At 71.8% G+C, this 25014-nt stretch carries 27 protein-coding genes and 1 pseudogene; 22 read left to right on the plus strand and 6 right to left on the minus strand.

Annotation, left to right across the window (positions count from 1 at the left end):
- The first annotated feature begins 67 nt into the window (after positions 1-67).
- The gene (locus tag VK923_16615; GenBank protein ID HSJ46301.1) at positions 68-481 is read left to right on the plus strand and encodes a CBS domain-containing protein; all 414 of its coding nucleotides are present in this window, start codon (positions 68-70) and stop codon (positions 479-481) included.
- Here the strand turns inward: VK923_16615 and VK923_16620 are convergent.
- The gene (locus tag VK923_16620) at positions 467-1150 is read right to left on the minus strand and encodes a response regulator transcription factor (GenBank protein ID HSJ46302.1); all 684 of its coding nucleotides are present in this window, start codon (positions 1148-1150) and stop codon (positions 467-469) included. The genes VK923_16615 and VK923_16620 overlap by 15 nt on opposite strands.
- A 61-nt stretch (positions 1151-1211) precedes the next feature.
- On the opposite strand from VK923_16620, the gene VK923_16625 reads away from it, so the two are divergent.
- The 3 genes from VK923_16625 (at position 1212) to VK923_16635 (ending at position 4790) form a co-directional block, all read left to right on the plus strand.
- A complete protein-coding gene (locus VK923_16625; protein ID HSJ46303.1) occupies positions 1212-2837 on the plus strand; it encodes a GAF domain-containing sensor histidine kinase in 1626 nt (541 codons plus the stop codon).
- Positions 2838-2941: 104 nt separating this feature from the next.
- On the plus strand, positions 2942-3352 hold the full coding sequence (locus tag VK923_16630) for a pyridoxamine 5'-phosphate oxidase family protein (GenBank protein HSJ46304.1): 411 nt from the start codon (positions 2942-2944) through the stop codon (positions 3350-3352).
- A gap of 235 nt (positions 3353-3587) precedes the next feature.
- Complete coding sequence (locus VK923_16635; GenBank protein ID HSJ46305.1) at positions 3588-4790, plus strand: cyclopropane-fatty-acyl-phospholipid synthase family protein; 1203 nt, start codon at positions 3588-3590, stop codon at positions 4788-4790.
- 33 nt (positions 4791-4823) lie between these two features.
- Here the strand turns inward: VK923_16635 and VK923_16640 are convergent, their stop codons facing one another.
- Both VK923_16640 and VK923_16645 read right to left on the minus strand, forming a co-directional pair.
- Positions 4824-4994, minus strand: coding sequence for a hypothetical protein (locus tag VK923_16640; protein ID HSJ46306.1), 171 nt, complete (start codon positions 4992-4994; stop codon positions 4824-4826).
- Positions 4991-5587 carry a hypothetical protein gene (locus VK923_16645; protein HSJ46307.1) on the minus strand — a complete coding sequence of 199 codons (597 nt, stop codon included), beginning with the start codon at positions 5585-5587 and terminating at the stop codon, positions 4991-4993. Before VK923_16645 ends, VK923_16640 begins: the two co-directional genes overlap by 4 nt.
- Before the next feature lie 542 nt (positions 5588-6129).
- Between VK923_16645 and VK923_16650 the strand changes: the two are divergent.
- Positions 6130-6660, plus strand: a pseudogene (locus VK923_16650) (LLM class flavin-dependent oxidoreductase).
- A gap of 183 nt (positions 6661-6843) precedes the next feature.
- On the opposite strand, the gene VK923_16655 reads toward VK923_16650, so the two are convergent.
- Positions 6844-7101 carry a hypothetical protein gene (locus VK923_16655; protein ID HSJ46308.1) on the minus strand — a complete coding sequence of 86 codons (258 nt, stop codon included), beginning with the start codon at positions 7099-7101 and terminating at the stop codon, positions 6844-6846.
- Positions 7102-7159: 58 nt separating this feature from the next.
- Positions 7160-8608, minus strand: coding sequence for a GH1 family beta-glucosidase (locus VK923_16660; protein ID HSJ46309.1), 1449 nt, complete (start codon positions 8606-8608; stop codon positions 7160-7162).
- On the opposite strand from VK923_16660, the gene VK923_16665 reads away from it, so the two are divergent.
- The 9 genes from VK923_16665 to VK923_16705 all read left to right on the plus strand — a co-directional run bounded on the left by VK923_16665 (position 8609) and on the right by VK923_16705 (position 16080).
- Positions 8609-9172 (plus strand): Fur family transcriptional regulator, encoded by a 564-nt coding sequence (locus tag VK923_16665; protein HSJ46310.1) that lies wholly within the window; start codon positions 8609-8611, stop codon positions 9170-9172. It abuts the gene before it with no gap.
- 101 nt (positions 9173-9273) lie between these two features.
- Positions 9274-10290 carry an energy-coupling factor ABC transporter permease gene (locus tag VK923_16670; GenBank protein ID HSJ46311.1) on the plus strand — a complete coding sequence of 339 codons (1017 nt, stop codon included), beginning with the start codon at positions 9274-9276 and terminating at the stop codon, positions 10288-10290.
- Position 10291: 1 nt separating this feature from the next.
- Complete coding sequence (gene cbiQ / locus VK923_16675; GenBank protein HSJ46312.1) at positions 10292-11059, plus strand: cobalt ECF transporter T component CbiQ; 768 nt, start codon at positions 10292-10294, stop codon at positions 11057-11059.
- Positions 11056-11865: an ABC transporter ATP-binding protein gene (locus VK923_16680; protein ID HSJ46313.1), complete on the plus strand. Its 810-nt coding sequence runs from the start codon at positions 11056-11058 to the stop codon at positions 11863-11865. The genes cbiQ and VK923_16680 overlap by 4 nt, the downstream gene beginning before the upstream one ends.
- Before the next feature lie 125 nt (positions 11866-11990).
- Positions 11991-14240: a malate synthase G gene (locus tag VK923_16685; GenBank protein HSJ46314.1), complete on the plus strand. Its 2250-nt coding sequence runs from the start codon at positions 11991-11993 to the stop codon at positions 14238-14240.
- A complete protein-coding gene (locus tag VK923_16690; GenBank protein HSJ46315.1) occupies positions 14237-14665 on the plus strand; it encodes a heme-binding protein in 429 nt (142 codons plus the stop codon). The genes VK923_16685 and VK923_16690 overlap by 4 nt, the downstream gene beginning before the upstream one ends.
- A gap of 250 nt (positions 14666-14915) precedes the next feature.
- A complete protein-coding gene (locus tag VK923_16695) occupies positions 14916-15074 on the plus strand; it encodes a hypothetical protein (GenBank protein ID HSJ46316.1) in 159 nt (52 codons plus the stop codon).
- Between the two features lie 179 nt (positions 15075-15253).
- Positions 15254-15694 carry a VOC family protein gene (locus VK923_16700; protein HSJ46317.1) on the plus strand — a complete coding sequence of 147 codons (441 nt, stop codon included), beginning with the start codon at positions 15254-15256 and terminating at the stop codon, positions 15692-15694.
- A 62-nt stretch (positions 15695-15756) separates the two neighbouring features.
- Positions 15757-16080, plus strand: a complete 324-nt coding sequence (locus VK923_16705; protein HSJ46318.1) for a metalloregulator ArsR/SmtB family transcription factor — start codon at positions 15757-15759, stop codon at positions 16078-16080.
- A 1087-nt stretch (positions 16081-17167) separates the two neighbouring features.
- On the opposite strand, the gene VK923_16710 is transcribed toward VK923_16705, so the two are convergent.
- The gene (locus VK923_16710) at positions 17168-18109 is read right to left on the minus strand and encodes a sensor histidine kinase (protein HSJ46319.1); all 942 of its coding nucleotides are present in this window, start codon (positions 18107-18109) and stop codon (positions 17168-17170) included.
- 528 nt (positions 18110-18637) lie between these two features.
- Here VK923_16710 and VK923_16715 point away from each other — a divergent pair.
- From VK923_16715 to VK923_16750, 8 genes are all read left to right on the plus strand, one after another.
- Positions 18638-19207: a hypothetical protein gene (locus VK923_16715; protein HSJ46320.1), complete on the plus strand. Its 570-nt coding sequence runs from the start codon at positions 18638-18640 to the stop codon at positions 19205-19207.
- A gap of 94 nt (positions 19208-19301) precedes the next feature.
- Complete coding sequence (locus tag VK923_16720; protein HSJ46321.1) at positions 19302-19667, plus strand: metalloregulator ArsR/SmtB family transcription factor; 366 nt, start codon at positions 19302-19304, stop codon at positions 19665-19667.
- Positions 19664-20029, plus strand: a complete 366-nt coding sequence (locus tag VK923_16725) for an NADH-quinone oxidoreductase subunit A (GenBank protein HSJ46322.1) — start codon at positions 19664-19666, stop codon at positions 20027-20029. Before VK923_16720 ends, VK923_16725 begins: the two co-directional genes overlap by 4 nt.
- Positions 20020-21066 carry a hypothetical protein gene (locus VK923_16730; protein HSJ46323.1) on the plus strand — a complete coding sequence of 349 codons (1047 nt, stop codon included), beginning with the start codon at positions 20020-20022 and terminating at the stop codon, positions 21064-21066. Before VK923_16725 ends, VK923_16730 begins: the two co-directional genes overlap by 10 nt.
- Positions 21063-22004, plus strand: coding sequence for an NADH-quinone oxidoreductase subunit H (locus tag VK923_16735; GenBank protein HSJ46324.1), 942 nt, complete (start codon positions 21063-21065; stop codon positions 22002-22004). The genes VK923_16730 and VK923_16735 overlap by 4 nt, the downstream gene beginning before the upstream one ends.
- Entirely contained in the window at positions 22001-22612 is a 612-nt protein-coding gene (locus VK923_16740) for an NADH-quinone oxidoreductase subunit J (protein ID HSJ46325.1), read from the plus strand. Before VK923_16735 ends, VK923_16740 begins: the two co-directional genes overlap by 4 nt.
- A gap of 187 nt (positions 22613-22799) precedes the next feature.
- Positions 22800-23090 (plus strand): NADH-quinone oxidoreductase subunit K, encoded by a 291-nt coding sequence (locus tag VK923_16745; GenBank protein ID HSJ46326.1) that lies wholly within the window; start codon positions 22800-22802, stop codon positions 23088-23090.
- 4 nt (positions 23091-23094) lie between these two features.
- On the plus strand, positions 23095-25014 hold the full coding sequence (locus VK923_16750) for a proton-conducting transporter membrane subunit (GenBank protein ID HSJ46327.1): 1920 nt from the start codon (positions 23095-23097) through the stop codon (positions 25012-25014).

The raw sequence follows: 25014 nt of genomic DNA on the forward strand, positions 1-25014 counted from the left end.
GCCCCACCAGTCGTCTCCCAGTCACCGACCGCCGATCGGGCGGACACCCCTCAGGAGGTGGACCAGCATGCAGGTCAAGGACGCGATGACCCGGCACGTCACGACGGTCCCACCGACGATGTCGGTGCTGACCGCGCTCCGGCTGATGCACCGCGACGGCATCCGCCACCTGCCGGTCGTCGACGAGGACCAGACGCTCGTGGGCATCGTCAGCGACCGTGACCTGACGCCGGCGACGCGCACCGCCCCGTCGACGTCCGTGCGCGAGCGCGTCGTGCGCCAGCTCATGACCACACCGGTGCGGTGGGCCCGGCCCGAGGACGATCTCGTCGCCGCGACCCGTCAGATGCTCGCATGGCACATCAGCGCCCTGCCGGTCGTCGAGCACAGCCAGGTGGTGGGGATCCTCACGACCACCGACTGCCTGCACGCGATGCTGCGGATGGCCGACGACCAGGCGTCGGCGTCACGAACCGGATGACTGTTGCCGGCCACGGTGCTCGGCCAGGTAGGCGGCCGCCTCAGCCCGCCGCGACATGTGCATCTTGGCGAGGATCGACGAGACGTAGTTCTTGACCGTCTTCTCGGCCAGCCCGATCCGCTCACCGATCGCCCGGTTGGTCATGCCGTCGGCGATCATCTCGACGATCCGCAGCTCCGTCGGCGTCAGCCGCGCCAGCCGCGCGTCGCCCCCGGTGTCGGGGTGGCGCAGGCGGTCCAGCACCTTCGCCGTGACCGCCGGGTCGAGCAGCGACTCGCCGGCGCTGACCCGCCGGATACCGTCGACCAGCTCGGTGCCCCGGATCTGCTTGAGCACGTAGCCCGCGGCGCCCGCCATGATCGAGTCGAACAACGCCTTGTCGTCGGCGTACGACGTCAGCATGAGCACCGCCATCCCGGGGTGCTCCTCGCGGATGTCACGGCAGACCTCGACGCCGGAGCGGTCCGGCAGCCGCACATCGAGGACGACGACGTCGGGGTGGTAGGACCGCGCGCGCAGCACCGCGTCCGCCGCGTTGTCCGCCTCCGCGACGACCTCGAGGTCGTCGTGGGCGCTGATCAGGCCGCGCAGGCCGGCCCGGACGACCTCGTGGTCGTCCACCAGCATGACGCGGGTGACGTCATCGACGTCGGGGTTGCTGTCGTTCATTGGCGGCAGCCCTCCTACGTCCCGTTAGGCTACCTCCGATGCCGGTCGCGGTCGGAGGAGCATGGACGACGCAGTGATCTCGCGCATCGGTGACGCCGCCGTCACGGTCGCGAGCGGACTCGAGCTGGCCGACGTGCTGCAGCACGTGGTCGAGGCCGCCGCCGAGCTGCTGGACGCACGGTACGCCGCGCTCGGCGTGATCGGCGACGACCACATGCTCGCCGAGTTCGTCCACACGGGGTTCGACGGCGACATCGAACGGATCGGCCACGTCCCGCGGGGCGATGGCATCCTCGGCCTGCTCATCCGCGAAGCCCGCCCGCTCCGGCTCGACGACCTGACCACCCACCCGCAGTCGGTCGGGTTCCCCGAGGGCCACCCGGTGATGCGGTCGTTCGTCGGCACGCCGATCCGCGTGCGCGAGCGGGTGTACGGCAACCTCTACATAACGGAGAAGCGCGACGGTCGGTCCTTCACCGCCGCCGACGAGCAGCTTGCCCTGCTCGTGGCGGCGGCGGCGGGCGCCGCCATCGACAACGCGATCCGCTACAACGCGACACGGCAGCGGGAGCGCTCGCTCGACGCGGTGCGCGAGATCTCCGGTGAGATCCTCCGTGGGTCGGACCAGGACCGGGTGCTCGAGCTCATCGCCGAACGCGCGCTCGAGCTGACCGGCGCCGCGCTCGTGGTGATCTGCGTGCCGCAGGCGGCCGCGCCCGAGACATCGCTGGACGTACGAGCCGCCGCGGGGTCGCGGGTGGCCCACGTGCGGGGCGCGGTCGTGTCGAAGGCGTCGTCGCTGACGGGCGAGGTCATGCGCGCGCGGTCCGTGGTCGTCGCCGACGAGCTGCCGCCCGAGCTCGCCGCGGTGGCCGACGCGGGCTCGGAGCAGGAGCTGTTCGCGATCGGGGCGCCCCTGCTCATCCGCGGCGAACCCTACGGCGCCCTGACCGTCGCGGTCAGCCGGCTCGGCGCCGAGGAACGCGACCTCATCCAGACGTTCGCCAACCACGCCGGTGTCATCGTCGAGTTCGCACGTGCCCGCGCCGAGCTCGACCGGCTGCTGCTGGTCGAGGAGCGCGAGCGGATCGGCCGCGACCTGCACGACACGGTCATCCAGCGCCTGTTCGCGATGGGCCTCGAGCTGCAGTCGCTGGTGTCGCGTCACCCGCGTGACGAGCATCTGTCGGAGGCGCTCGGCGATGCGATCGACGGCCTCGACGACATCATCACGCAGATCCGCGCGACGATCTTCGCGTTGCAGCCGCCCTCGCTGACCGACGGCAGCGGCGAGTCCAGCGCGGGCAGGATCCACGCCCTGGTGGCCGACATCGTCGACGAGGCGCGCCGCCCGCTGGGCTTCGAGCCGGAGCTGCTGCTGCCCAACGACCCCGAGACCCCGGTGCCGGGCGACATCGCCACGCACCTGCTGGTCGTCGTGCGCGAGGCGCTGAGCAACATCGCGCGGCACGCAGGCGCGACTGCGGCGAGCGTCGAGGTCCACATCGGACAGGAGGTCCTGGTGCGTGTGACCGACAACGGGGTCGGTCTGCCATCGGATACGCAGGTCAGCGGCAACGGCCTGGCGAACATGCGCCATCGCGCCAGGGCGGTCGGGGGCGAGTTCGTGATCGGCCGCAGGATCGAGGGCGGCACGGTCCTCGAGTGGCGCACCCGGGTCGTCTAGGCGGTCGGGGCGAACGCCGTGCCCGAGGAGGTCCTTGGACCCGGCGATGACGGCGCGCGTCAGGTGTCCTTGGGTCACCAACGGTGCCCAACAGGTGGCCCCCAATGGCGACGACGATCCCCGCGATCCGGCGGATGCGCGAGCTGTCCGTCGACGAGTCCCTCGCGCTGCTGCTGACCAGACCGATGGGCCGCCTCGTCTACGTAGTCGACGGCGATGCGAAGGTCGTCCCGCTCAACTACATGGTGCACCGGCGGTCGATCACGTTCCGGACCGCCTACGGCGACCTGCTCAGCGAGATCGAGCGGCGTCCGGTGTTGTTCGAGGTCGACTACTCCGACAACGCACGCCGCGCCGGCTGGAGCGTCATCGTGCGCGGGATCGCCGAGGAGATCTGGCGCGGTGACGAGCTGACGATCATGCGCGAGCTGCCGCTGCAACCGTGGGCGCCGGGGAACCGCGACCGCTACGTGCGGATCGTCGCGTCGGACATCACGGGTCGGATGATCAGCTGACCGGCATGCGGCGCGTTTGCATCGGCCCGATCATGCGCTACACCGGAGGGTGATGCTACGGCATCGACGGACTGACGACGTCGAAGCACAGGAGGGACCAGAAATGTCGTTGGTCACCAGGTCCCCGCGAAGCCGACCGGATGTCAGATCGCGGCAACCGCGTCCGACTGAAGACGACACTGCGGCGCGGGTCCTCGCGCCCCTGCTCCATGCCGTCTTCGGCGAGCGGACGCCGGTGCGCTTCGCCTTCTGGGATGGCAGCGACACCGGTGCGTCGCCGGTCGACGGCGTCGTGCGCGTCCACTCACCGCTGGCGGTCCGCCGCATCCTGTGGGCTCCTGACCAGCTGGGCCTCGCCCGCGCCTACGTCGCTGGCGAGCTCGACATCGACGGGGACGTCTACGCCATGCTGACCGCGTTGCGTGACGCCGTCCCGACCGACATGAGGCTCGGGTGGCAGGTCGCGCCCGCGGCGCTGACGGCCGCCCGGCGCCTGGGCGTCCTGGGGCCGCCTCCGCCGCCGCCCGACGAGGAGCGGCGCCTACATGGCTGGCGGCACTCGGTGCGCCGTGACAGCCGGGCCATCAGCCACCACTACGACGTCGGAAACGACTTCTACCGGCTCGTCCTGGGCCCCGCGATGACCTACTCATGCGCCTACTTCGCCTCGCCGGACCTCGACCTGGCGGGCGCCCAGGCCGCCAAGCACGAGCTGATCTGCCGCAAGCTGGGCCTGCACGAACGCGCCGGGATGCGGCTGCTCGACGTCGGCTGCGGGTGGGGGTCGCTGGCGATCCACGCGGCGCGCGAGCACGGCGCGCAGGTGGTCGGCATCACGCTCAGCCGGGAGCAGGTGCATCTGGCCCGCCAACGGTTGGCGGACGCGGAGGTGTCGGACCGGGTCGAGATCCGGTTGCAGGACTACCGCGACCTGCACGACGAGACGTTCGACGCGATCGCGTCGGTTGGCATGTCCGAGCACGTCGGCGGCGGTCGGATCTCCCGCTACTTCAGGATCCTGCGCGATCTGCTCGTGCCGGAGGGGCGCCTGCTGAACCACGCCATCTCGTCGGTCGACGGGTCGCGGCTCGGACGGCGTTCCTTCGTAGGGCGCTACGTCTTCCCGGACGGTGAGCTGCTCGACGTCGGTGACACGGTGCTGGCCATGGAGCACGCCGGGCTCGAGGTCCGCGACGTCGAGGCGCTGCGCGAGCACTACGCCACGACGCTGCGGTGCTGGGTGGCCAACCTCGAGGCCGCCTGGGACGAGGCCGTCGCGCTGGCCGGACCCGGCCGCGCCCGGGTGTGGCGCCTGTACATGGCGGGCTCGGCGATCGGCTTCGCGGACGCGGGCCTGTCGGTGCACCAGGTGCTGGGTGTCCGGACGACCGTGGAGGGACGCAGCGGCGTGCCGCCGACTCGTGCGGGGTGGACCTGAGCGACGTGACGTCCCGTCGGACTGGGCGCAGCATCAGCGCCTGACGATCGTCGGGTGCCACGCACGTAGCGCTCCGGGAGGCATGGTGATCTCGAGCTCCGCCGGCTCGATCGCCTCGACCTCCCAGCCCTCGACGAACGCCGCGTGGATGAACGCACGGCTGGTCCGGCGGGGCCCGACGTGCCCGGGCTGCTCGTCGCTCACGCAGAGCAGGTGGTAGCGGCCGCCCGACCGCAGCACCGCGCGAAGGCTGTCGACGAACCTCGAACCGGGCGCTCAAGCCACGGTCGGCGGCCTTGCGCTCCGACGCCGCGATCGCCCCTTGGCGCGGGGTCGACGCCAACGGCGTCGAGGCCCAGTGAGGCAGCCAGCAGGGCGTGCTCGCCCGTGCCGCAGCCCACGTCGAGGACGCGACCGATGATCGCGCCGTCGTCGGCCAGCTGGAACACCGTCTGTGGCCGGCCGATGTCCCACGGCGGCGTGCCGCCGTACATCGCGTCGAAGCCACCCTCGAGGCCCGGCCGCGGTCGTCGGACGTCGTCGGCCGGCGCAGCGAGCAGCCGCTGCGCGAGGACGTCGAGCGCGGCGAGGACCTCTGCGACGACCCGCGGGTCGTCGGAGTCGACGGCGGCGGCCACCGCCTCGCCGATCGACGCGTCGGACATGCGTGTCGCGGCCTGCTGCTCCGCCTCCGGCGCGGCGCGCACGAGCGTCCGCCGGCGGTCGGCGGGGTCGGGGCCGGTGACCACGGCACCACCGTCGCGCAGCGCCGCGACCGATGACGAGATCTGATGCATCCGGCCACGTAGCATCGTGCCTGATCCGACCACCTCCCCACCGTGCAGGACCACGATGCAACTCGGCATCTACACCTTCGCTGAGCGCACGCCCGATCCCGGGACGGGCACGACCATCAGTCCGCGCCAGCGCCTTGCGGACCTTCTCGAGGAGATCGAGCTCGCCGACCAGGTCGGACTGGACGTCTTCGGCGTCGGCGAGCACCACCGTCCCGACTTCGCCGTGTCGGCGCCCGCGGTCGTGCTGGGGGCCGCGGCCGCCCGCACCGAACGGATCCGCCTGACCAGCGCGGTGTCGGTGCTCAGCTCCGACGACCCGGTGCGGGTGTTCCAGCAGTTCTCGACCGTCGACCTGATGTCGGGCGGACGCGCCGAGATCATGGCCGGCCGTGGGTCATTCATCGAGTCGTTCCCGCTGTTCGGCCACGACCTCGAGGACTACGACGCGCTGTTCGCCGAGAAGCTGCAGCTCCTGCTCGAGCTGCGACGCGGCGAGCACGTGACCTGGTCGGGGCGACACCGGCCGCGGCGTCTACCCGCGCCCCGTCCAGGATCCACTGCCGGTGTGGGTGGCGGTCGGCGGCACGCCGAACTCTGCCGTCCGTGCAGGCGCGCTAGGCCTGCCGATGGCCCTGGCGATCATCGGCGGCGTACCCGAGCGCTTCACGCCGTTCGCCGACCTGCATCGCCGCGCCGCCGCGCAGGCCGGGCACCCGACACCGGCACTCAGCATCAACTCGCACGGCTACATCGCGGACACCTCGCAGCAGGCGGCCGACGAGGCGTTCCCGCCGTTCGCGACGATGATGGACCGCATCGGCCGCGAGCGCGGCTGGCCGCCGATGAGCCGGCAGGCCTTCGAGACGTCCCGCACACTGCACGGCGCGAACTTCGTCGGCGGCCCCGAGCAGGTGGTCGACAAGGTCCTGCACCAGCACTCCCTGTTCGGGCACCAGCGCTTCCTGCTCCAGCTCAGCGTGGGAACCATGCCCCACGCCCGCATCATGCGCGCGATCGAGCTCTACGGCACCAAGGTTGCCCCCGCGGTGCGCACGGCGCTCCGCACCACCTGACGCAACGTCGCCACGTCACGTTGACGTACCAGTCCCGGCTGACCTGCACGTCGGAGGCCACCAGCAGGTGCGTCAACGCCGACGCGGTGAGGCGCTCCATGCGTCGACCATACTCCCGACCGGTGACGATCCCAGCCGCGTGCCGGATCCGCGTGCGGTCCCCCGCGTCCCGACGGACGGAGGTCAGCCGGTGTGTTCCTGCCGTGCGATCCATTCGACGAGGTCGTCCACGTCGCCGGACCCCTCCTCGCGCGCGTAGGCATCGGCCCACTTGCGGATCTCCTCCCGGTCGAAGCCCTGGGCCTCGAGGCGCTCCCCGGCCTGGTCGGCGAGCAGCCGGGCGGCCTCGACGTGGGAGACGTCGGGCTCGGCCTCGGAGACACCGGCCTCGCTCGGCTCCTCGGGTTCCAGGTCCTGATCCGTTCCGGTGCCATCGGTCATGGTCACCCTTCCCGTCGTGCTCGACCTGCGCGGTGGAACTGTACGCGACCCCGTGAGCTCAGGACGCCCGCGACGCGAGCAGGTCGCGCAGCCAGTTGGCGCTGGACTTGGGCACCCGCTGCTGGGTCTCGTAGTCGACGAAGACAACGCCGAACCGAGGCACGAAGCCTTCGGCCCACTCGAAGTTGTCCAGGAACGACCAGACCATGTAGCCACGCAGGTCGACACCCGCGTCGCGTCCCTCGAGCGCCGCGGTCAGGTGCCCGTCGAGGTAACGCACCCGTGCCTCATCGCGCACCTCGCCGTCGGGACCCGGGGCATCGTCGTAGGCCGCGCCGTTCTCCGTCACCCACAGCGGCAGCGGACCGTAGTCATCGGTGATGCGCTGCAGGATGTCGGTCATCGACGGCGGGTGGATCGGCCCGCCCAGCTGCGTGCGCTCAGCGTCGATCTCGGGCTGGGTGATGCCGTCGAGGCCGGGGCCGACCGCCGGCCGCCCGTCGCCGCCGGCCGCAGCCTGCTCGGGGTTGTAGAAGTTCACGCCGAGCCAGTCGATCGGCGTGGCGATGACAGCGAGTTCGCCGTCGCGGATGCACGACAGGTCCGCGACCTCACCAAATGCCTCCAGGACGTCCGTGGGATACCGGCCGCGGCAGACCGCGTCGAGCCACAGGCGGTTGCGCACGCCGTCGACGAGGCGCGCCGCCTCGCGGTCGGCATCGTCGTCGCTCGCAGGCCACACCGGCGCCGGGTTGAGGACGAGGCCGACCTCGCGACCCCCCGCACTGCGCACCGCCTCGGCACCGTGGCCGTGCGCCAGCAGCAGGTGGTGCGCCGCGGCGACGGCCGCCCGGTCGTCGCGGATGCCGGGCGCGTGCACGCCCGTGTGATGGCCGAGGAAGGCAGCGCACCACGGCTCGTTGAGCGTGGCCCACATGCTGACGCGGTCACCGAGGCGCGCGGCGGTGAGCGCCGCGTAGTCGGCGAAGCGCAGCGCCGTGTCGCGTGCGGGCCACCCACCGTCCTGCTGCAGCGCAGCAGGCAGGTCCCAGTGGTACAGCGTCGCCAGCGGGGTGATCGCACGCTCGAGCAGGCCGTCCACGAGGCGGTCGTAGAACCCCCGCCCCGCGCTGTTGGGTCGTCCGCGACCGTCCGGTTGGATCCGCGGCCATGAGATCGAGAACCGGTAGGCGTCCACGCCGAGCCACACGAGCAGGTCGAGGTCCTCGTCGACCCGCGCGTGGTGCTCGGTCGCGTGGTCCGCGTTCGTCCCGTCGCCGATCACACCCGGCACGCGGGTGAACTCGTCCCAGATCGACGGGCCCTTGCCGTCCGCCGTGGCGGCCCCCTCGATCTGGAACGCCGACGTCGCCACGCCGATGCTCAGGCCTCCAGACGGGCAACATCCATGGTCGTCTCCCTTCACGTCGCCGTGCGGATCGTCGGGCCCGCGCCGTGACCCCCTCCGCCGTATCATGCCGAGCACGCCGCCGCCATCGAGGGTCACGTGCGGTACCTGACGGACACGTTCGAGCGTGTGCCCCGGGCACCGACGGTGCGCTTCGAGGACCAGCGGTGTCCCGCGGCAGCGGCCCCGGGCCGGACGGGACCGTCCGCGTACCCTGGGCTGATGTCCAGTGCAGGCGACCTCACCGACCAACTGCGTGACAGGGGCTTCCGGGTCACCCGTCCACGGCAGGCGGTCTGGCGCGCCCTCATGGACGCCGACGGACACCTGACCGTCGAGGAGGTCGCCGCACGCGTCGCCGAGCGCCACCCCGGCGTGAACCTCGCCTCCGTCTACCGGTCGCTGGCCCTGTTCGCCCAGCTCGACCTCGTGCGGGAATCCCGTCTGGGAGACGAGGACGTCACGCGGTGGGAGCTTGCGCATCCCGACGAGCACTTCCACCTGGTCTGCGACACGTGCGGTCGCGTCGACCACCACGCGGGTGATCTCGTCACGCGGATCGTCGAGCACCTGCGCCGCGGACACGCGTTCGACGCGACGTCGGTCGAGCTGTCCGTCGTCGGTACGTGCGCCGACTGTCAGACGGACGCCGAGGCGTCCTGAACGACTCCGAACTATTGCGAACCACTCGCGATAGTGGCTATCGTGGTCCCCTCTGGGCCCTTGACGGGTCGAGCCAGCTCCCTCCGACCGGAGGATCACCGGTGCACGCTCCCGACGGCTTCCTGAACGCAGGCACTGCAGTCACGACAGGAGCGCTGAGCGCCGGTGCCGTGGGGACGTCGCTGCGTCACATGCGCACCTCCCTCGCCGACCGGCAGGTCCCGCTGGCGGGGCTCGCCGCCGCGTTCATCTTCGCCGCGCAGATGTTCAACTTCCCGGTCGCCGCCGGCACCACCGGGCACCTGCTGGGCGGTGCGCTCGCCGCGATCCTGCTCGGCCCTGCGACGGGCGCGGTCGTGGTCACAGTGGTGGTCGCGGTGCAGGCACTGGCCTTCGCCGACGGCGGGCTGACGGCGCTCGGCTACAACGTGCTCAACATGGCGATCGTGACCGCGTTCGGCGGTTACGGCATGTTCGTCCTGCTGCGTCGGGTGCTGCCGGACAACGCGACCGGAGTCGTGGCGGCCACCGGCATCGCGGCGGGCCTGTCCGTGCCGCTGTCCGCGGCGGCGTTCGCCGTCGAGTGGCTGTTCGGCGCCACCGCGCCGGTGCCGTTCGACACCGTGTTCGGCGCGATGGTCGGGGTGCACCTGCTGATCGGCATGGGCGAGGGCCTGATCAGCGCACTGGCCGTCGGCGCGGTGCTCGCCGCCCGCCCGGATCTGGTGTACGGCGCACGCGATCTGGACCGCACCCAGACCGCCAGGCGACCACGGATCGGCATGCGACCGTTCGTGATCGGCGCGGTGCTGGTGGCGCTGCTGGTCGCCGCGGTCGTCAGCCAGTTCGGCGCCCCCGGCCCTGATGGCCTCGAACGCGTCGCGGAGGACCAGGGCTTCATCGCGAGCGCCGAGGACCACGCTCTGGCGACCGGGCCGTTCGCCGACTACGCGACCGCGGGCCTCCGCAACGATTCGGTCAGCCTCGCGGTCGCAGGCGGGACCGGTGTCGTCATCACTCTGGTCGTCGGCCTGGGTGTCATCGTCGCCATCCGGGACCGCACGTCGACCAGGCCCTCGGACGCCGATCGGTCACCACGGACAGCCGGCACCCCCTGACATGGGCGCAGGCCACAGCCACCCGCTCTACGTTCACGCGCACTCCGCGGCGCACCGGCTGGCGCCGGAGGTGAAGGTGGCCGTGACGGTCGCGTTCGTGGCCGCCGTCGCCGTGACACCACGCGAGCAGATGTGGACCTTCGCCGTGCACGCGGCCATCGTCGCGACGGCGGCCGCCGTGTCGCACATCAGGCCCGGCTTCGTCCTGCGTCGCCTGCTCGTCGTCGTGCCCTTCATCGCGTTCGCGGTGCTGATTCCGTTCGTAGGGTCCGGCGAGCGCATCGACGTGCTCGGCGCCGCCGTCTCCCGCGACGGCCTGTGGGGTGCCTGGAACGTCATCGCGAAGGCGACGCTCGGGGCGACGGCGAGCATCCTGCTGGCGGCCACGACCGAGGTGCCACGCATGCTGACCGGCATGATCCGACTGCGAGTCCCGGCGGTCCTGACCGCGATCGCCAGCTTCATGGTGCGCTACCTCGAGGTCATCGCCGGTGAGCTCGGCCGCATGCGGACGGCGATGGCGGCACGGGGCCACGCGCCGCGCTGGCTGTGGCAGGCCCGCCCCGTGGCGACGTCCGCGGGTGCGTTGTTCATCCGATCCTACGAGCGCGGCGAACGGGTCCATGCAGCGATGCTGGCGCGCGGCTACACGGGCACGATGCCGGAGATCGGCGTGCCGCGGGCGAGTGCCCGGCAGTGGTGGACGGCGGCCCTCTTCCCCCTCGTCGCGTGGGTGGCGACCACGTCCGCGCTCGTGGCTGCGGCATGACGACCGCAGGGCGAGCGATGCAGCCGGCGACCGATGGCGGTCCCCGCGCGTCCACCCCCGCGGTGGAGGTCAGCGGCCTGCGCTTCCGCTACCCCGACGGCCACGAGGCGCTGTCGGGACTGGACCTGCGCGTCAAGGAGGGCCAACGGATCGCGCTGCTGGGACCGAACGGCGCCGGCAAGACGACGCTGGCGCTGCACCTCAACGGCATCAACCTCCCGGACACCGGCACGGTCCGCATCGGGGGCCTGCTTGTGGCCGAGCCCGACCTCACCGAAGTCCGCCGGCGCGTCGGGCTGGTGTTCCAGGACGCCGACGACCAGCTGTTCATGCCGACCGTCGCCGAGGACGTCGCGTTCGGACCGGCGAACCTCGGCCTGCGTGGCGCGGACCTGGAGGCGCGGGTCGACGAGGCGCTCGCCGCCGTCGGCGCCGGTGAGCTGCGCACGCGCGCACCACACCACCTGAGCGGTGGCGAGCGTCGCCGGGTCGCACTGGCCACCGTGCTCGCGATGCGTCCCGACGTGCTGGCGCTCGACGAGCCGACCTCCGGGCTCGACCCGGCCGGTCGGCGGGAGCTCGTCACCGTGCTCCAGGCCCTGGAGATCACGCAGCTCGTGATCACCCACGACCTGCCGTTCGCACTCGAGCTGTGTCCACGGTCGGTGATCATCGACGGTGGGCGCGTGGTCGCCGACGGCGCGACGCCGGACCTGCTGGCTGACGACGTCGTGCTCTCGCGGCACCGCCTCGAGCTGCCATTCGGCTTCGACCCCCGCGTGGTCGCTCGCCGGCACCTGCGATGACGCCAAGGCGCGGTCACCGTCAGCTGACGGCGGGCTGCCCACTGGGGGGATCCGGTGTTCGGCGTGCGGGATCCGGGCATGGTCCTGATCTGAGCCACCATCCCTTCTCGGACGCGGGAGCGACGATGCCCACGGACCTGATCGAGGTCGCCGGACTGCAGGTCGGCCGGCCGCTGCACGACTTCCTGACCAATGAGGCGATCCCGGCCGCCGGCGTCGACGAGGAGCGGTTCTGGGCCGGGTTCGCGTCGATCATCGCGGACCTGACGCCACGCAACCGCGAGCTGCTCGCGGTGCGCGAGGATCTGCAGCAGCGCCTGGACGACTGGCACCGCGCCCGCCGCGATGAGCCGCACGACCAGCAGGCCTACCTGGCGCTGCTCAAGGAGCTGGGTTACCTGGTGGCGGACGGCGACGACTTCATCATCGACACGAGCGGCGTCGATCCCGAGATCGCCGAGATCGCCGGACCGCAGCTGGTGGTACCCGTCACCAACCCCCGGTATGCCTTGAACGCCGTCAACGCCCGCTGGGGGTCGCTGTACGACGCGTTGTACGGCACCGACGCGATGGGCGACGAGCCACCGCCGGGCGGGTTCAACACCGACCGCGGCGAACGCGTGATCGCCAGGGTGCGCGACTTCCTGGACGACGCGATCCCGCTCGACGGCGCGTCACACAGCGCCGTCACGCGCTACCGGATCGCCGACGGTGCCCTGGTCGCGACCGTCGACGGCGGCAACGTCGGCCTGGCCGAGCCTGAGCAGTTCGTGGCGTACCGCGGCGATGCGGACGCCCCGAGCAGCGTGCTGCTGCGCCACCACGGCCTGGGCATCGAGCTGCGCATCGATCCCGACGACCGGATCGGGCAGATGGACACCGCGGGGGTCGCTGACGTCGTCATCGAGGCGGCCGTCACGACGATCGTGGACTGCGAGGACTCGATCGCGGCGGTCGACGCGGTGGACAAGGCGATGGCCTACCGCCACTGGCTCGGCCTGGTCACGGGTGAGTTGGCGGCGAGGGTCGACAAGGGCGGCGAGTCGTTCATCCGAAGGCTGCATGACAACCGCATCCTGACCGGTTCCGACGGATCCGAGGTCGTGGTGCGGGCCCGGTCGCTGATGCTGGTCCGCAACGTCGGCCACCTTATGACCACGCCGGCCGTGCTCGACGCCGAGGGCGAGCCGGTGTTCGAGGGCCTGCTCGACGCCGCCGTCACGGTGCTGTGCGCGATGGCCGACGCCGACCGGCCCAAGGCCGACCGCAACTCCCCCGCTGGCTCGGTGTACGTCGTCAAGCCCAAGATGCACGGCCCCGACGAGGTGGCGTTCACCGACGAGATCTTCACGCGCGTCGAGGACCTGCTGGGTCTGCCGCCCCACACCGTCAAGATCGGCGTCATGGACGAGGAGCGGAGGACGAGCGCGAACCTCAAGGAGTGCATCCGCGCCGCGAAGTCCCGCGTGGCCTTCATCAACACCGGCTTCCTGGACCGCACCGGCGACGAGATCCACACGTCGATGGAGGCAGGGCCGATGGTCCGCAAGGCGGAGATGAAGACCCAGCCGTGGATGCTGGCGTACGAGGACCGCAACGTCGACATCGGGCTGGCGTGCGGGCTGCAGGGCCGCGCCCAGATCGGCAAGGGCATGTGGGCCGAGCCCGCCAACATGGCGGCCATGCTCCAGGCGAAGATCGGCCATCCGACCGTCGGCGCGAACACGGCGTGGGTGCCGTCGCCGACCGCCGCGACGCTGCACGCCACGCACTACCACCAGGTCGACGTGTCCGCGCGCCAGCACGAGCTGGCGGACCGGGAGCTCGCACCGATCGAGGACCTGCTGACCATCCCGCTGGCCGACCCGACGTGGAGCGACGACGAGATCCGCGACGAGCTGGACAACAACTGCCAGGGGATCCTCGGCTACGTCGTCCGCTGGGTGCAGCAGGGCGTGGGATGCTCCACCGTTCCGGACATCAACGACGTCGGCAAGATGGAGGACCGCGCGACGTGCCGCATCTCGTCGCAGCACATCGCCAACTGGCTGGACCACGGTGTGGTCTCGGTCGAGCAGGCCGACGAGGCGCTGCGTCGCATGGCCGAGAAGGTCGACGCACAGAACGAGGGCGACCCGCTGTACACACCGATGGCCCCCGGCTTCGACGGGCCCGCCTTCACTGCCGCGCGCGATCTGATCCTGAAGGGCACGGAGCAGCCGTCGGGCTACACCGAGCCCATCCTGCACCGTCGCCGCGAGGAGGCGAAGCTGCACGGCTTCCCCGCCCTGCCCGACGCACAGGCGCCGGAGGCCGAGGTGCGGGCGAGCGTCAGCGAGCCGGAGGGCGAGGACCAACAGGAGGACGTGACATGAGCCTGGGCCTGGAGACCGCTCGTCAGATCATCGCCGCGACCCGCGCGGCGGGACGCGACAAGGGGCTCAAGCCCCTGTCGGTGGCGGTGCTCGACGCCGGTGGGCATCTGCTGGCGTTCGAGCGTGAGGACGGCTCGTCGACCCACCGGTTCCAGATCGCGCACGGCAAGGCGCACGGCGCCATCGCGCTGGGCGTCAACTCGCGGCAGCTGAACGCCATGGCGGAGGAGCGCCCATACTTCATCGCCGCGGCCGGCGCCGCGGTCGGTGGTGCCCTGGTCCCCGTCCCGGGTGGCGTGCTCGTCGTCGACGGGGACGGCGCGGTCATCGGCGCCGTGGGCGCCAGCGGCGACACCTCCGACAACGACGAGGCCGCGGTCATCGCGGGACTCCAGGCGGTCGGGCTCACGGCCAAGCCCAGCTGAGTTGCCGGCACCGGCACGGGCACGGGCACGCCGAGGTGGTTCGAGGGCTTCGACGACGCCCGGACGGTGGACGACGTCACCCCGAACCTCGTCCACGGTGGTGACGGCCCACCACTGCTCCTGCTGCACGGCTACCCGCGACCGCGCCGACCTCGACGCGGGCCGACGGTTGGCGTGCCCGGTCCTGGCGCCGCGGGGTGCCACGGGCGACATGGGGTCGGCGCTACGCCGTCGTCGACGAGTGGCGGGCATGGCCGCCGTCGAGGCGGTCAGCGCGGAAGGGACGACGTTGACCCGGGACCTGGGGGGACCGCATCGACCGATGAGACCCGGACCTGCTGCACGAGGCGCCGCGCACGACGCCGGTGCGCCGGAGCTGACCGATGCGGTGCTCGCCGCGCTCGACTGAGCGGCCACAGCCGCATCCGGGAACCGTCCGGTCACCGGCGGCCGCGCGCGCATCCGGTCCGGTCACGTCAGCGTGCCGCGACGTCGAAACGGTGCGGCATCTGCCATCATCGCGGTGGAGGCAGGTCCGGCCGCGTCCCGACGGCCGATCCTGGTCGCAGCGCTCACGAAAGGCCCGACATGCCCACGGTCACCCTGATCACGCTCGGCGTCGCCGACCTCGAGCGGTCGGCGGCCTTCTACACCGCCCTTGGCTGGCACCGGTCGACGGCGTCGGTGGCCGGCGAGGTGGTCTTCATGCAGGGCGACAGTGTCGTCCTGTCGTTGTACGGCCGCGACGACCTCGCCGCGGACGCCGGCGTGGCGATGCCGGCCACGGAGCACGCGGCGCCCATCTCACTGGCCATGAACGTGCCCTCTGAGGCGGATGTGGACGCCGCGCTGGCCACAGCCGCAGCCGCCGGCGGCCAGGTGGTCCGGTCGGCGTACCGCACCGACTGGGGTGGCTACATCGGCTACGCGGCGGACCCCGACGGGCACCTGTGGGAGTTCGCCCACAACCCAGGGTTCCGCCTGCTCGACGATGGCCGCGTCGTGCTGCCGAAGGGCGGGGCGGCCTGACCGCCGGCACGACCCGGCAGTCTGCTATCGTGGAGCCGTTCATATGCCGAAGGAGGCATGCGTTGGCCAGGCCGCAGCGGCACCGCATCCACCGTCACACGCAGGCGGCGGGGCGGACGGCCGGCGGACCACCGACCGTCTTCGCGGTGATCGGGGATCCCACCCGCCGCCGGATCATGGAGCTCCTGCACGAGCGCGAGCGCACGGTCGGCGGGCTGGTCCTCGAGCTGAACATGGCCCAGCCCGCGGTGTCCAAGCACCTGCGGACGCTGCGGGAGGCAGGTGTCGCAGCCGTCCGGGCAGACGGCCGCCACCGGTGGTATGCGCTGCGCAGCGCACCCCTCGAGGAGCTGGGGTCCTGGCTCGACGGGTTCGGCGCGCGTTGACCGCCGACCGTCAGACCGCACGATCGTCGCTGGGGAAGCAGAGCACCACCGTCGTGCGTTGGCTCCCCGGACGGCCGGGCCGGACCGCGTGGGGAGCCGAACGACCACTGTGGGTGATGGCTCCCCGGAGCGTCGACTCAGTCCGCGTCCCGGACGTGGACGAGGGCGGTCTTGTAGGCGCTGAGGGGCAACGTGCCGGGCGCGACGACGGTCGCCCCGCGAGCATGCACAGCAACGTTGTCTTCCCCGTGCCGTTCGCCCCGACCAGCGCCACGCGCTCGGGTCCACGGAGCCCCAGGTCCACTGGCCGCCGCCACAGCCGTACCGGCGAACCGTTGGAGTCAGCCACCGCGCGTTGGGGTCAGCAAGGTCGCCGACGTGGACCCGGACCGTGCCGTCGCACAGCTCGGCGATGCGGTCCGTGTGCCCGAGCAGTGTGCGGTCGTGGCCGACGACCACGAGCACGCCGCGGTAGGCGTCGACGGCCTCGTACAGTCGGGCGCGGTGACGACCGTCGAGGTTGTCGGTCGGCTCGTCGAGAAGCAGCACGTCCGGCGGATCGACGAGCAGCCGGCCAGGGGCGAGCAGCACCGACTCCCCGCCCGACAGGCGACCGTGCTGTCCAGGCCGACGTGCGCGAGCCCGAGCCGATCGAGCGTTGCGCGGGCGCGCGCGTCGACGTCCAACGCACCGACGAGGATCTCGAGGTGCTCCGCCGTGACGTCGCCCGCTTCGACCCCACACAGGGCATGGCGTTGTGTGGCCACGCCGAGCACGTCGTCGACCGGCCGGTCCGTCTGCGGTGGGAGGTGCTGTGGCAGCAGGCCGACGCGACCGTCGGCGCGGACCCGGGCGGATCGGGATGCCACAGGGACGCTCGTCCGGGTTTGGCGCCGCCCGTCCGCCGAGGTGACGACGACATCCGCGCACGCTGCGCGGGTGGCTGTGACCTCAGCTACGCATGTCTGCGGCGCCAATCAACGACGGCCGGAGGATGGCAGGATACCGCACTGTGCCGCGCGACGGAAGCGTCGGCGTTGGTCGCAGAGGGTTGGCGGCGACGGGGAGCACGCCGACCCGCCGGCCCTCAGGGATGCACGTGCAGGCGGACGACGCTGCCCTGTGCCGACGAGCGGACCTGCACGATGTCACAGACCTGGTTGACCATCCACAGACCCCGCGGGTCGTGCTCCTCGTGGCCTGGCACCACGCGGCCGATGAAGGGATCGGTGATCACCCCGGCGTCGCGCACCTCGCAGACCACGGCGTGGTCACGCCAGATGCGCACATCGGCGCCGCCGCCTGCGTACAGGAGGCTGTTGCTCGCGATCTCGTTGGCAGCGAGCACGAGATCCTCGACGCGGGACTCTTCCAGGCCCGCGGCGGCCGCCTGCTCGGCGACGAACGTCCGGAACTGCTTCAGCCGACCCGGTCGCAGGGTGAAGGCCACAGGCGGAGCCAATGGCTCCGGCAGCGGCGCGTCGAGCACGGAACTCGTCGCGACCTCCGGTCCCTCATACAGGTCGCTGGCAACATCGTTGTCGCCCTGGACGATGAACGGATGGCTGCGTCGGGCCCCGTCGACGACCGCGGGGTCCAGCGCTCCGATGTCGTAGGGACACCGGAGCCAGAAGTCATCGGCGGCGGCGAACGCGACGTTGAGCAGCGCCTCCATGTGCTGGGCCTCGACCAGGTCGTCACGTCCGCGGGCCGTGGTGATCGGCTCCCCGACGCCCCGCAGCGACGTCGACGGATGGGAGTCGACGAACGCACGCCACTTCGGGATGATCCGCGCGGGGTTGCGTCCCACGTCGCCCATGTCCGCGAGTTGGACCATGTCCGCATCGGCCAGGTCGCGCAGCCATTCGATCTTCTCGGCCGAGGCGACCACGAGCGTCGGCTCACCCGCCGCCATGGCATCGGCGAGGAACGCCGACACCGACGCGTGGAACTCGTCGGCACCGTCGTAGAAGAGCGCGTCGTGGCGATAGGCGCGCGGTCTTGTCGTCGAGGCCGCGGAGGGCGTCACGAGGAACTCTTTCAGCCGCCTGCTTGAGGTGTGTCGGAAGTGTTCCCGGTCCGCACCGACCAACCTACGTCGCCGACGGATGCGACGGGGCGGTGCGCAGTGTCAACGTAGGGTACGACGGAGGCCGGCACCGAGCACGTCCACGACGATCGCCAGCCGATCAACGCCAGGACGACGGTGAGGACCGCACCGTGGTCGAAGGCGGCGAGCCGCGTCGTCGACATCCTCAAGGACCGCTGGACGGCTTCGATCGGCTTCGCCGGAGGTTGGAGGCGACGGTCTGACGCGGGTGGCGCGCGACGACGGTCCACAGTGCGGGCTCACGACGCAGCCGGCGAACCGACTGCGATCGGCTCGCATGATTCGCGGTCACATGGCTACGATGAAGGGCCGTCGACAATGACGGGGACCGGCGCATGCGCTCCGACCCCCGTCGACGTCAGCACGCTGTAGGAGCGACATCATGTCCGCAAGGCACGGCTGGTCGCGGCACCGGGGGAGCCGTTGCTGATGGTCGAGGATGCCAGGATGCGCAGGAACCGGGCGGGTCCACGGGTGCTCGTCCTCCTCGCCCTGCTCGGTGTACTGGCGACCGGCTGCGCCGAGCTCACGGCGACGGAGCTGCGGCAGATCGAGCGCAGCGGGACCTCACTGCGACCGCTGCTGGACCCCGATTCGCTCGCGATCCCCGGGACCGACACCGACGATGTCATTGAGGCCCTCGGCGATCCCTACGAGACCGACGAGACCAGTCCACCTCAGGATCAGCGGCCGGGCACGGTCATCACGATGCGCTACGAGGGGCTGGAGGTCGTCGTCCGCGAGCTGCGCGAGCCGACCCGCGAGTTCATCTCGGACATCACGATCACCAGCAGCGAGTACGCCACGAGCCTGCCCTTCCGGGTGGGCGCCTCCCGCGGCGAGATCGAGGAGGTCCTGGGCGAACCGGCGGAGGCCCGGGACGATGCCGAGAGCTCCGAGAATACCGGGAGCCCGACAGGCACGGAGGCCGTCTACGCGCTCACCGACGACGGGGACCGCTGCATCGTCACCTACGAGGGCGACCGAGCGTCGCGCATGCGGTTCACGTTCTCGTAGGTCGTGCGGGCGGTGGGTGCATGGTGATCGGGACGTGACGGGCGCTCATCACTACATCCTTACATCTCTGCGGCTGTGAGGGTATGCTCGCTACGTGTCCGACCTGGATCACGAACACCCGATCGACGCGGCGATGGTCGCGGCGGCACGGCAGCTGGTACTGTCCTCGGCCGCCGGTGAGCGTACCGCTGACGCGTTGCGCCTGCTGGCCGATCCCGTCCGCGTGCGCATCGTGTCGGCCCTCCACGCTGCCGGCGAGCTCTGCGTCGGCGACCTCGTGCTGGTGCTCGACGTGAGCGACTCGTCGGTCTCGCACGCGCTGCGCCTGCTGCGCACCGCCGGCGTGGTGCAGAACCGACGCGATGGGCGGGTCGTCTACTACCGTCTCACCAACACCTGGGCGCCCCGCGTGCTGGACGTCGTCGCGACCGACGACCCGGCCGCCCGCGGGGACCGGTGAGCACGGTGCTGGCCGCCTTCCTGTCGTCGTTGACCGTGGCCGCCGCCGCGGCAGTCGCGACGGCGGCGTGTGTGGTCGCGGCCCGCCACACGTCGCCGTACCGCTCGACCGCCCCACAACGCGTCCCGGTGCTCGGCGGACTGGAGCCCAGAACGCACGCCTGGAGCCGGTTCCACGTCCGCTACTACCCCATGACCCTGCTGTTCATCGCCTTCGAGATGGAGATGATGTTCATGTACCCCTGGGCGGTCGTGTTCGTCGAGGAGGGTGTCAAGGCGCTCGCCGAGATGGGGATGTTCCTGGGGATCCTGTCGGTCGGCGTCGTCTATGCCTGGCGCGAGGGCGCGTTCCGATGGCAGTGACGCCGCACGAGGTGGGCGTAGCGGTTGCAGCCGGCGCCGACGCCTGGGAGCCCGTGCAGGACCTGCGCGGCGTGCCGGGGGTCCGGCTGGCGGCCTCCCCGCGCCACGCGACCGTCCTGCTGATCGCAGGCACGGTCTCCGACGCCGACCGCGAGGCGCTGCACCGCGTCCACGATCAGCTCCCGCGCCCTCGCGCCGTCGTCGCGTGGCGGCCCGCGGAGGCCGCGGCGGAGGTGCCTGCACAGACGGTCGCCGGCGACGTCGCAGCGCTGGTCGACGCCCTCCACGAGGCACAGGCCGCGGTGCTGGCGACACCCGAGCGGGGCGCGGACGATCTGCTGCCCGACACCGAGCCCAACGAGTGGCGCGGCGTCGGTCCGTTCGGACAGGGTGGCGAGGGGATGATGGGCGGCGCGCCCTACGGCCGTCCGATGGCGATGACCGGCGATGACCGTGACGGGCTGGCGCTCGACCAGCTCAACCTCACGCTCGGCCCCTTCCTCGATCCGCTGCCGGGCGGCTGCCGGCTGAAGGTGACGCTGCAGGGCGACGTGCTTCGAGAGGTCGAGCTGACCATCGCCGCAGCTCACAACAGCAGGTTCCCGCAGCCGGACCGGAGGGACCTGCGCACCGCACGCCACCTGCTGCGCCGGACCGCGCACGGATTGCACGTGGCCGGCCTCGACGCGCTGGCGGCACGCACAGCGGCACTCGCCGGCCGGGTCGCCGACACCGCGGACCGCACGGCGCTGGTCCGCGATGCCCGTCGCCTCGAACGGCGCATCCGACGCAGCGGGCTGCTGTGGACCCACCGGGGCGTCGGCGCGATGGACGGCGTCGACGCCGCGGATCGTTGGCGGGCCCGCCTCGCGTCGCTGGTCAGCGCACTCGATGGGACTGTTGTCACGCCAGCGGCGCCGGAGGACCAGGCGACGATCGAGACTGTGCTGACCGGCATGACTCTGGGCGACGCCATGGCCACGCTGGCGAGCGTGGACGTACGAGCGCAGCAGCCGGCAGCGGCGGTGGCGTCATGACCGAGGTCACCGCGCTGTCACCGGCGCCGGCGGTGGCGCTGGTCGCGGTCGTGCTCGCCGTGGGCGCCTACCTGGTCGCCGTCGCCGACCGCGTCCTGTTCGCGCTTGTCGCCGGACAACGGTCGACCCTGGCGACGACCGTGACTGCGCCGGCGCGCGAGGCAATGGCCCTCATCCGACGGCAGCCCGTGACCACAGAGGCGCCAGACACCATCCTACGGGTCTGGGCGCCCGCCGCGTATGCGGGTCTGGCTGCGATGACACTCAGCGTCGTGCCGCTGGCTCCGGGCGTGGCCGTCGCCGATGTGCGGACCGGCATCGTGGTGTTCGGTGCCGCGGAGGCTCTGGCGATCGTCGCGATCTTCCTGCACGGGTGGGCGCCGAACTCGGCGCTGCCGCTTGTCGCCGGGTACCGCCTCGTCGGTGTCGCGCTGTCCTATGAGCTGCTCAGCATGTTCGTGCTGATCGCAGCAGCGCTGCCCGCCGAGTCGCTCTCGATCGGCGCGATCGTGGCGTCGCAGCAGTCGGTGTGGAACGTCGTCCGCCAACCGCTGGGCCTCCCACTGTTCCTGGTCGTGGCGGCCGGCGTCACCTTCACCGGTCCGCTCGGCGTCGTCGACGCCACAGACCTGGCGGGGGGCGGTGCGACGGAGGCCAGCGGCGTGCCGCGGCTCGTCTGGTCGGCCGCCCGTGCCGCCATGCTGGTCTCCTTCGCCACGGCCGCGGCCGCGGTGTTCCTGGGCGGCTGGTTCGGTCCGGTGCTGCCCGGCGCCGTTTGGATGGCGCTCAAGACCGCCGGCGTGGCGGTCACGGTGCTGGCTGGCAGGCACCTGCTGGCGCGCGTGAGCCCCGAGCGCTTCGTGCGGGTGGCATGGACCGTGCTGCTGCCGCTGGCGTTCGCCGATCTTGCGATCGCGGGGGTCGTCTCGCTGTGGTGACCGTTGCGTTCGCCGTCTTCTCCGCCGGCGCCATCTGGACGGGCTGGCGGGTGTTCCGCACCGACTCAATGGTGCGCGCATCGTTCCTTCTGCTCGCGTCGTTCCTCAACGTCGGCGCGATCCTTGTGCTGCTGCTGGCCGAGTACCTGGGAACGGCGTTGGTCTTCATGATGACCGTGGAGATGGTCGTCATGGCGCTGTTCATGGTGATGTTCATGATGAACCCCGCCGGCCTGAACCCGATGAACATGGTCCACCAGCCGCGTGTCGCGATCGCCGCGGGCGCGCTGACCGCCGTCGGCCTCGGCGTCGTCGCCATCGCAGGCGACTTCCCGGACGCACCTGTCGATCCGACCGCCACGACGATCCGCGCCCTGGGCGTCGAGCTGCTCGGCCGGTCAATGCTGGTGTTCGAGACGGCCGGCGTGACGTTGCTGGCGACGATGATCTGCGCAGTGATCCTGTCGTCGGCGCGTGGCCGGTTCGGCGATGACGACCACGGTTCGATCGCCCCGCCATTGGAGCCCGGCGGCGACCACCGCCCCGAGGACGACCTGGTCGCCGACGGTGGCGACGGACACGAGCACATGCATCACGGAGGACACTGATGCCGCGCCACGCACGACACACGACGTGGGGACGCCGCTCCGGCCCCGCGTTGGGGGACGTCCCCACCGGACGGTGGCCGCGCGATCTGGGGACGCCGCGCCGGCCCCGGGTTGGGGGACGTCCCCGGACGGGCACACGCGCGAGCGGGTCGAGGTCGAGAAGGTCGGCGACATGACGCTGGCCACCGTGCTGCTGGTCGCCGCGGTGCTCATCGGCATCGGCGCGTGGGGCGCGCTCGCCCAGCAGACGTTCGTCATGATCATGATGGGCATCGAGCTCATCGTGAACGGCGCGATCCTGGCGAGCGGCGGTCTCTGGGCGTTCGCGGCCGGCGGCGTCCCCGAAGGTCAGGTGCTGGTGATCGTCGCCATGGTGGTCATGGCGGTCGAGATGGCGATCGGCTTCGCGCTGGTCATCGCCGTTTATCGCGCGCGCCAGGCCGACATGACCGAGGGCATCTCGTCGCTGAAGGGCTGAGCTGATGCTGCTGACCCCAATCTGGCTACCGGTCGCCACGGGCGTCGTGCTCGTGCTGTGGCGCGGCGGCTCACGTCGGCTGTTGGGGCTCGCCGCGATCGCGTCGCTGACGGTCACGTTGGCCGCCGCGGCGTGGGCCGCAGTGTGGCAGCCCTCGGCGTCCGTGCCGTGGGGAGGTGGCCTGACGCTGCACCTGGGCGTGAGCGGGATGAGCCGGCTGCCGGTCGTGTTCGTCCCGCTCGTGGCGCTCGCCGTCACGGCCTACGCCTCTGCGCACGAGGAGCGGCCCGGGCTGTCCCGCCTGGTCGGGCTGCTGGTCGCGTTTGTCGGCGCGATGGAGCTGATCCTGCTGGCCGATGATCTGCTGTCGCTGCTGATCGGCTGGGAGCTCGTGGGCGCGGTGTCGTGGGCGCTGATCTCGCATGAATGGCGGACCGATGCGCCGGCGCAGGCTGCACACGCCTTCAACGCCACGCGCGCCGGTGACCTCGGCCTGTTCCTCGCCGCGGGCGTCACCTTCGCCGCGACGGGAGGTCTGACCTTCGCCGACGTGGCAGCGGTCGAGGGAGGTGCCGCCCATGCGCTGGTCGCGGGCGTGCTGCTGGCCGCGGTCGCGAAGTCGGCGCAAGTGCCGTTCTCGCCGTGGCTGTTCTCGGCGATGGCGGGACCGACCTCGGCGTCGGCGCTGCTGCACGCCGCGACCATGGTCGCGGCCGGCGCCTACCTGCTCGCCCGGCTGCAGCCGATCCTCGACGGCGTCGGTTGGTTCGGGCCGACCACGATCACCGTCGGGCTATTCACCGCGCTGGCGGGTGGCGTGGTCGCCGCCGTACAGGACAACGCAAAGAAGCTGCTGGCCGCGTCGACGTCAGCGCAATACGGGCTCATGCTGGTCGCCGTCGGCGCGGGCTACCCCGCGATCGCCATCGCCCACCTCGTCGCGCACGGGCTGTGCAAGGCCCTACTGTTCCTGTCGGCCGGGGTAGCGATCAGCGCGGCCGGCACGGGCGAACTCGCCCGCATGGGACTGGGCAGGCAGCTACCTGCCATGTCCTGGCTGACCGCCACGGGTGCGCTGGCACTGGCCGCGGTGCCCCCGCTGGGGATGGCGTGGACCAAGGACGGTGTGGTCGCTGCCGCGGCGCACGACGGACCCTGGCTCGCCCTGATCGTCCTGCTCGCCGGCGGGCTCAGTGCGTACTACGCGGTGCGGTTCCAGCAGCTGGCCTTCGGCCGCGCCCGTGACCGTCAGGACGCGGCGCTGGTCCACCGGCCAGGCACGACCGAGCACCTCACGGTGGGCGCGCTCGGGATGCTCGGGATCCTGCTCGGCGTCCTGTGGCTGCCAGCAGGTGAGCAGGCGCTCGCCGCTGTGACCGGTGGCACGCTTCCACCGCGCGCGCCGTGGGAACTGGCCGCATCGCTCGCGACGATCGCGGTGGCCGGCTACAGCGCGGTAGTCCTGGACCGGCGCGGGCGCCTGGCACGTGCGGCGCTGACACCACGCAGCCGGATCGCCGGTAACTGGCTCGGTCTGCCCGCAGCGACCCATGCGGCGGTGGTGACGCCGGCACTGGCGGCCGCGCACACCGCCGCCCTCTTCGACGATGCGATCCTCGACCGCGCCGTCCGCGGCGTGGCCGCCGGGGGCGTGGCCGCGGCCAGCATCCTGCAGCGTGGCGACGACCGCGTCGTCGACGCCGGTGTGCGCGGCGTCGCAACACTGACCGCGTGGGCCGCGCGGATGCTCGACCGCGTCGCCGAGCTCGGCCTCGACGGCGCCGTCGTCGGCCTGGCACACCTGGTCGGCGCCGCCGGCCGTGACAGCCGCATGGTCCAAAGCGGCCAGACCCACACCTACTACGCCCTCATCGCGGTCGGCACGGTCGTGCTGGTCGTGCTGACGGCCATCTGGAGCGCCTGA

The organism is Euzebyales bacterium, from assembly GCA_035461305.1.
In the GTDB taxonomy this organism is placed as follows: Bacteria; Actinomycetota; Nitriliruptoria; order Euzebyales; family JAHELV01; genus JAHELV01.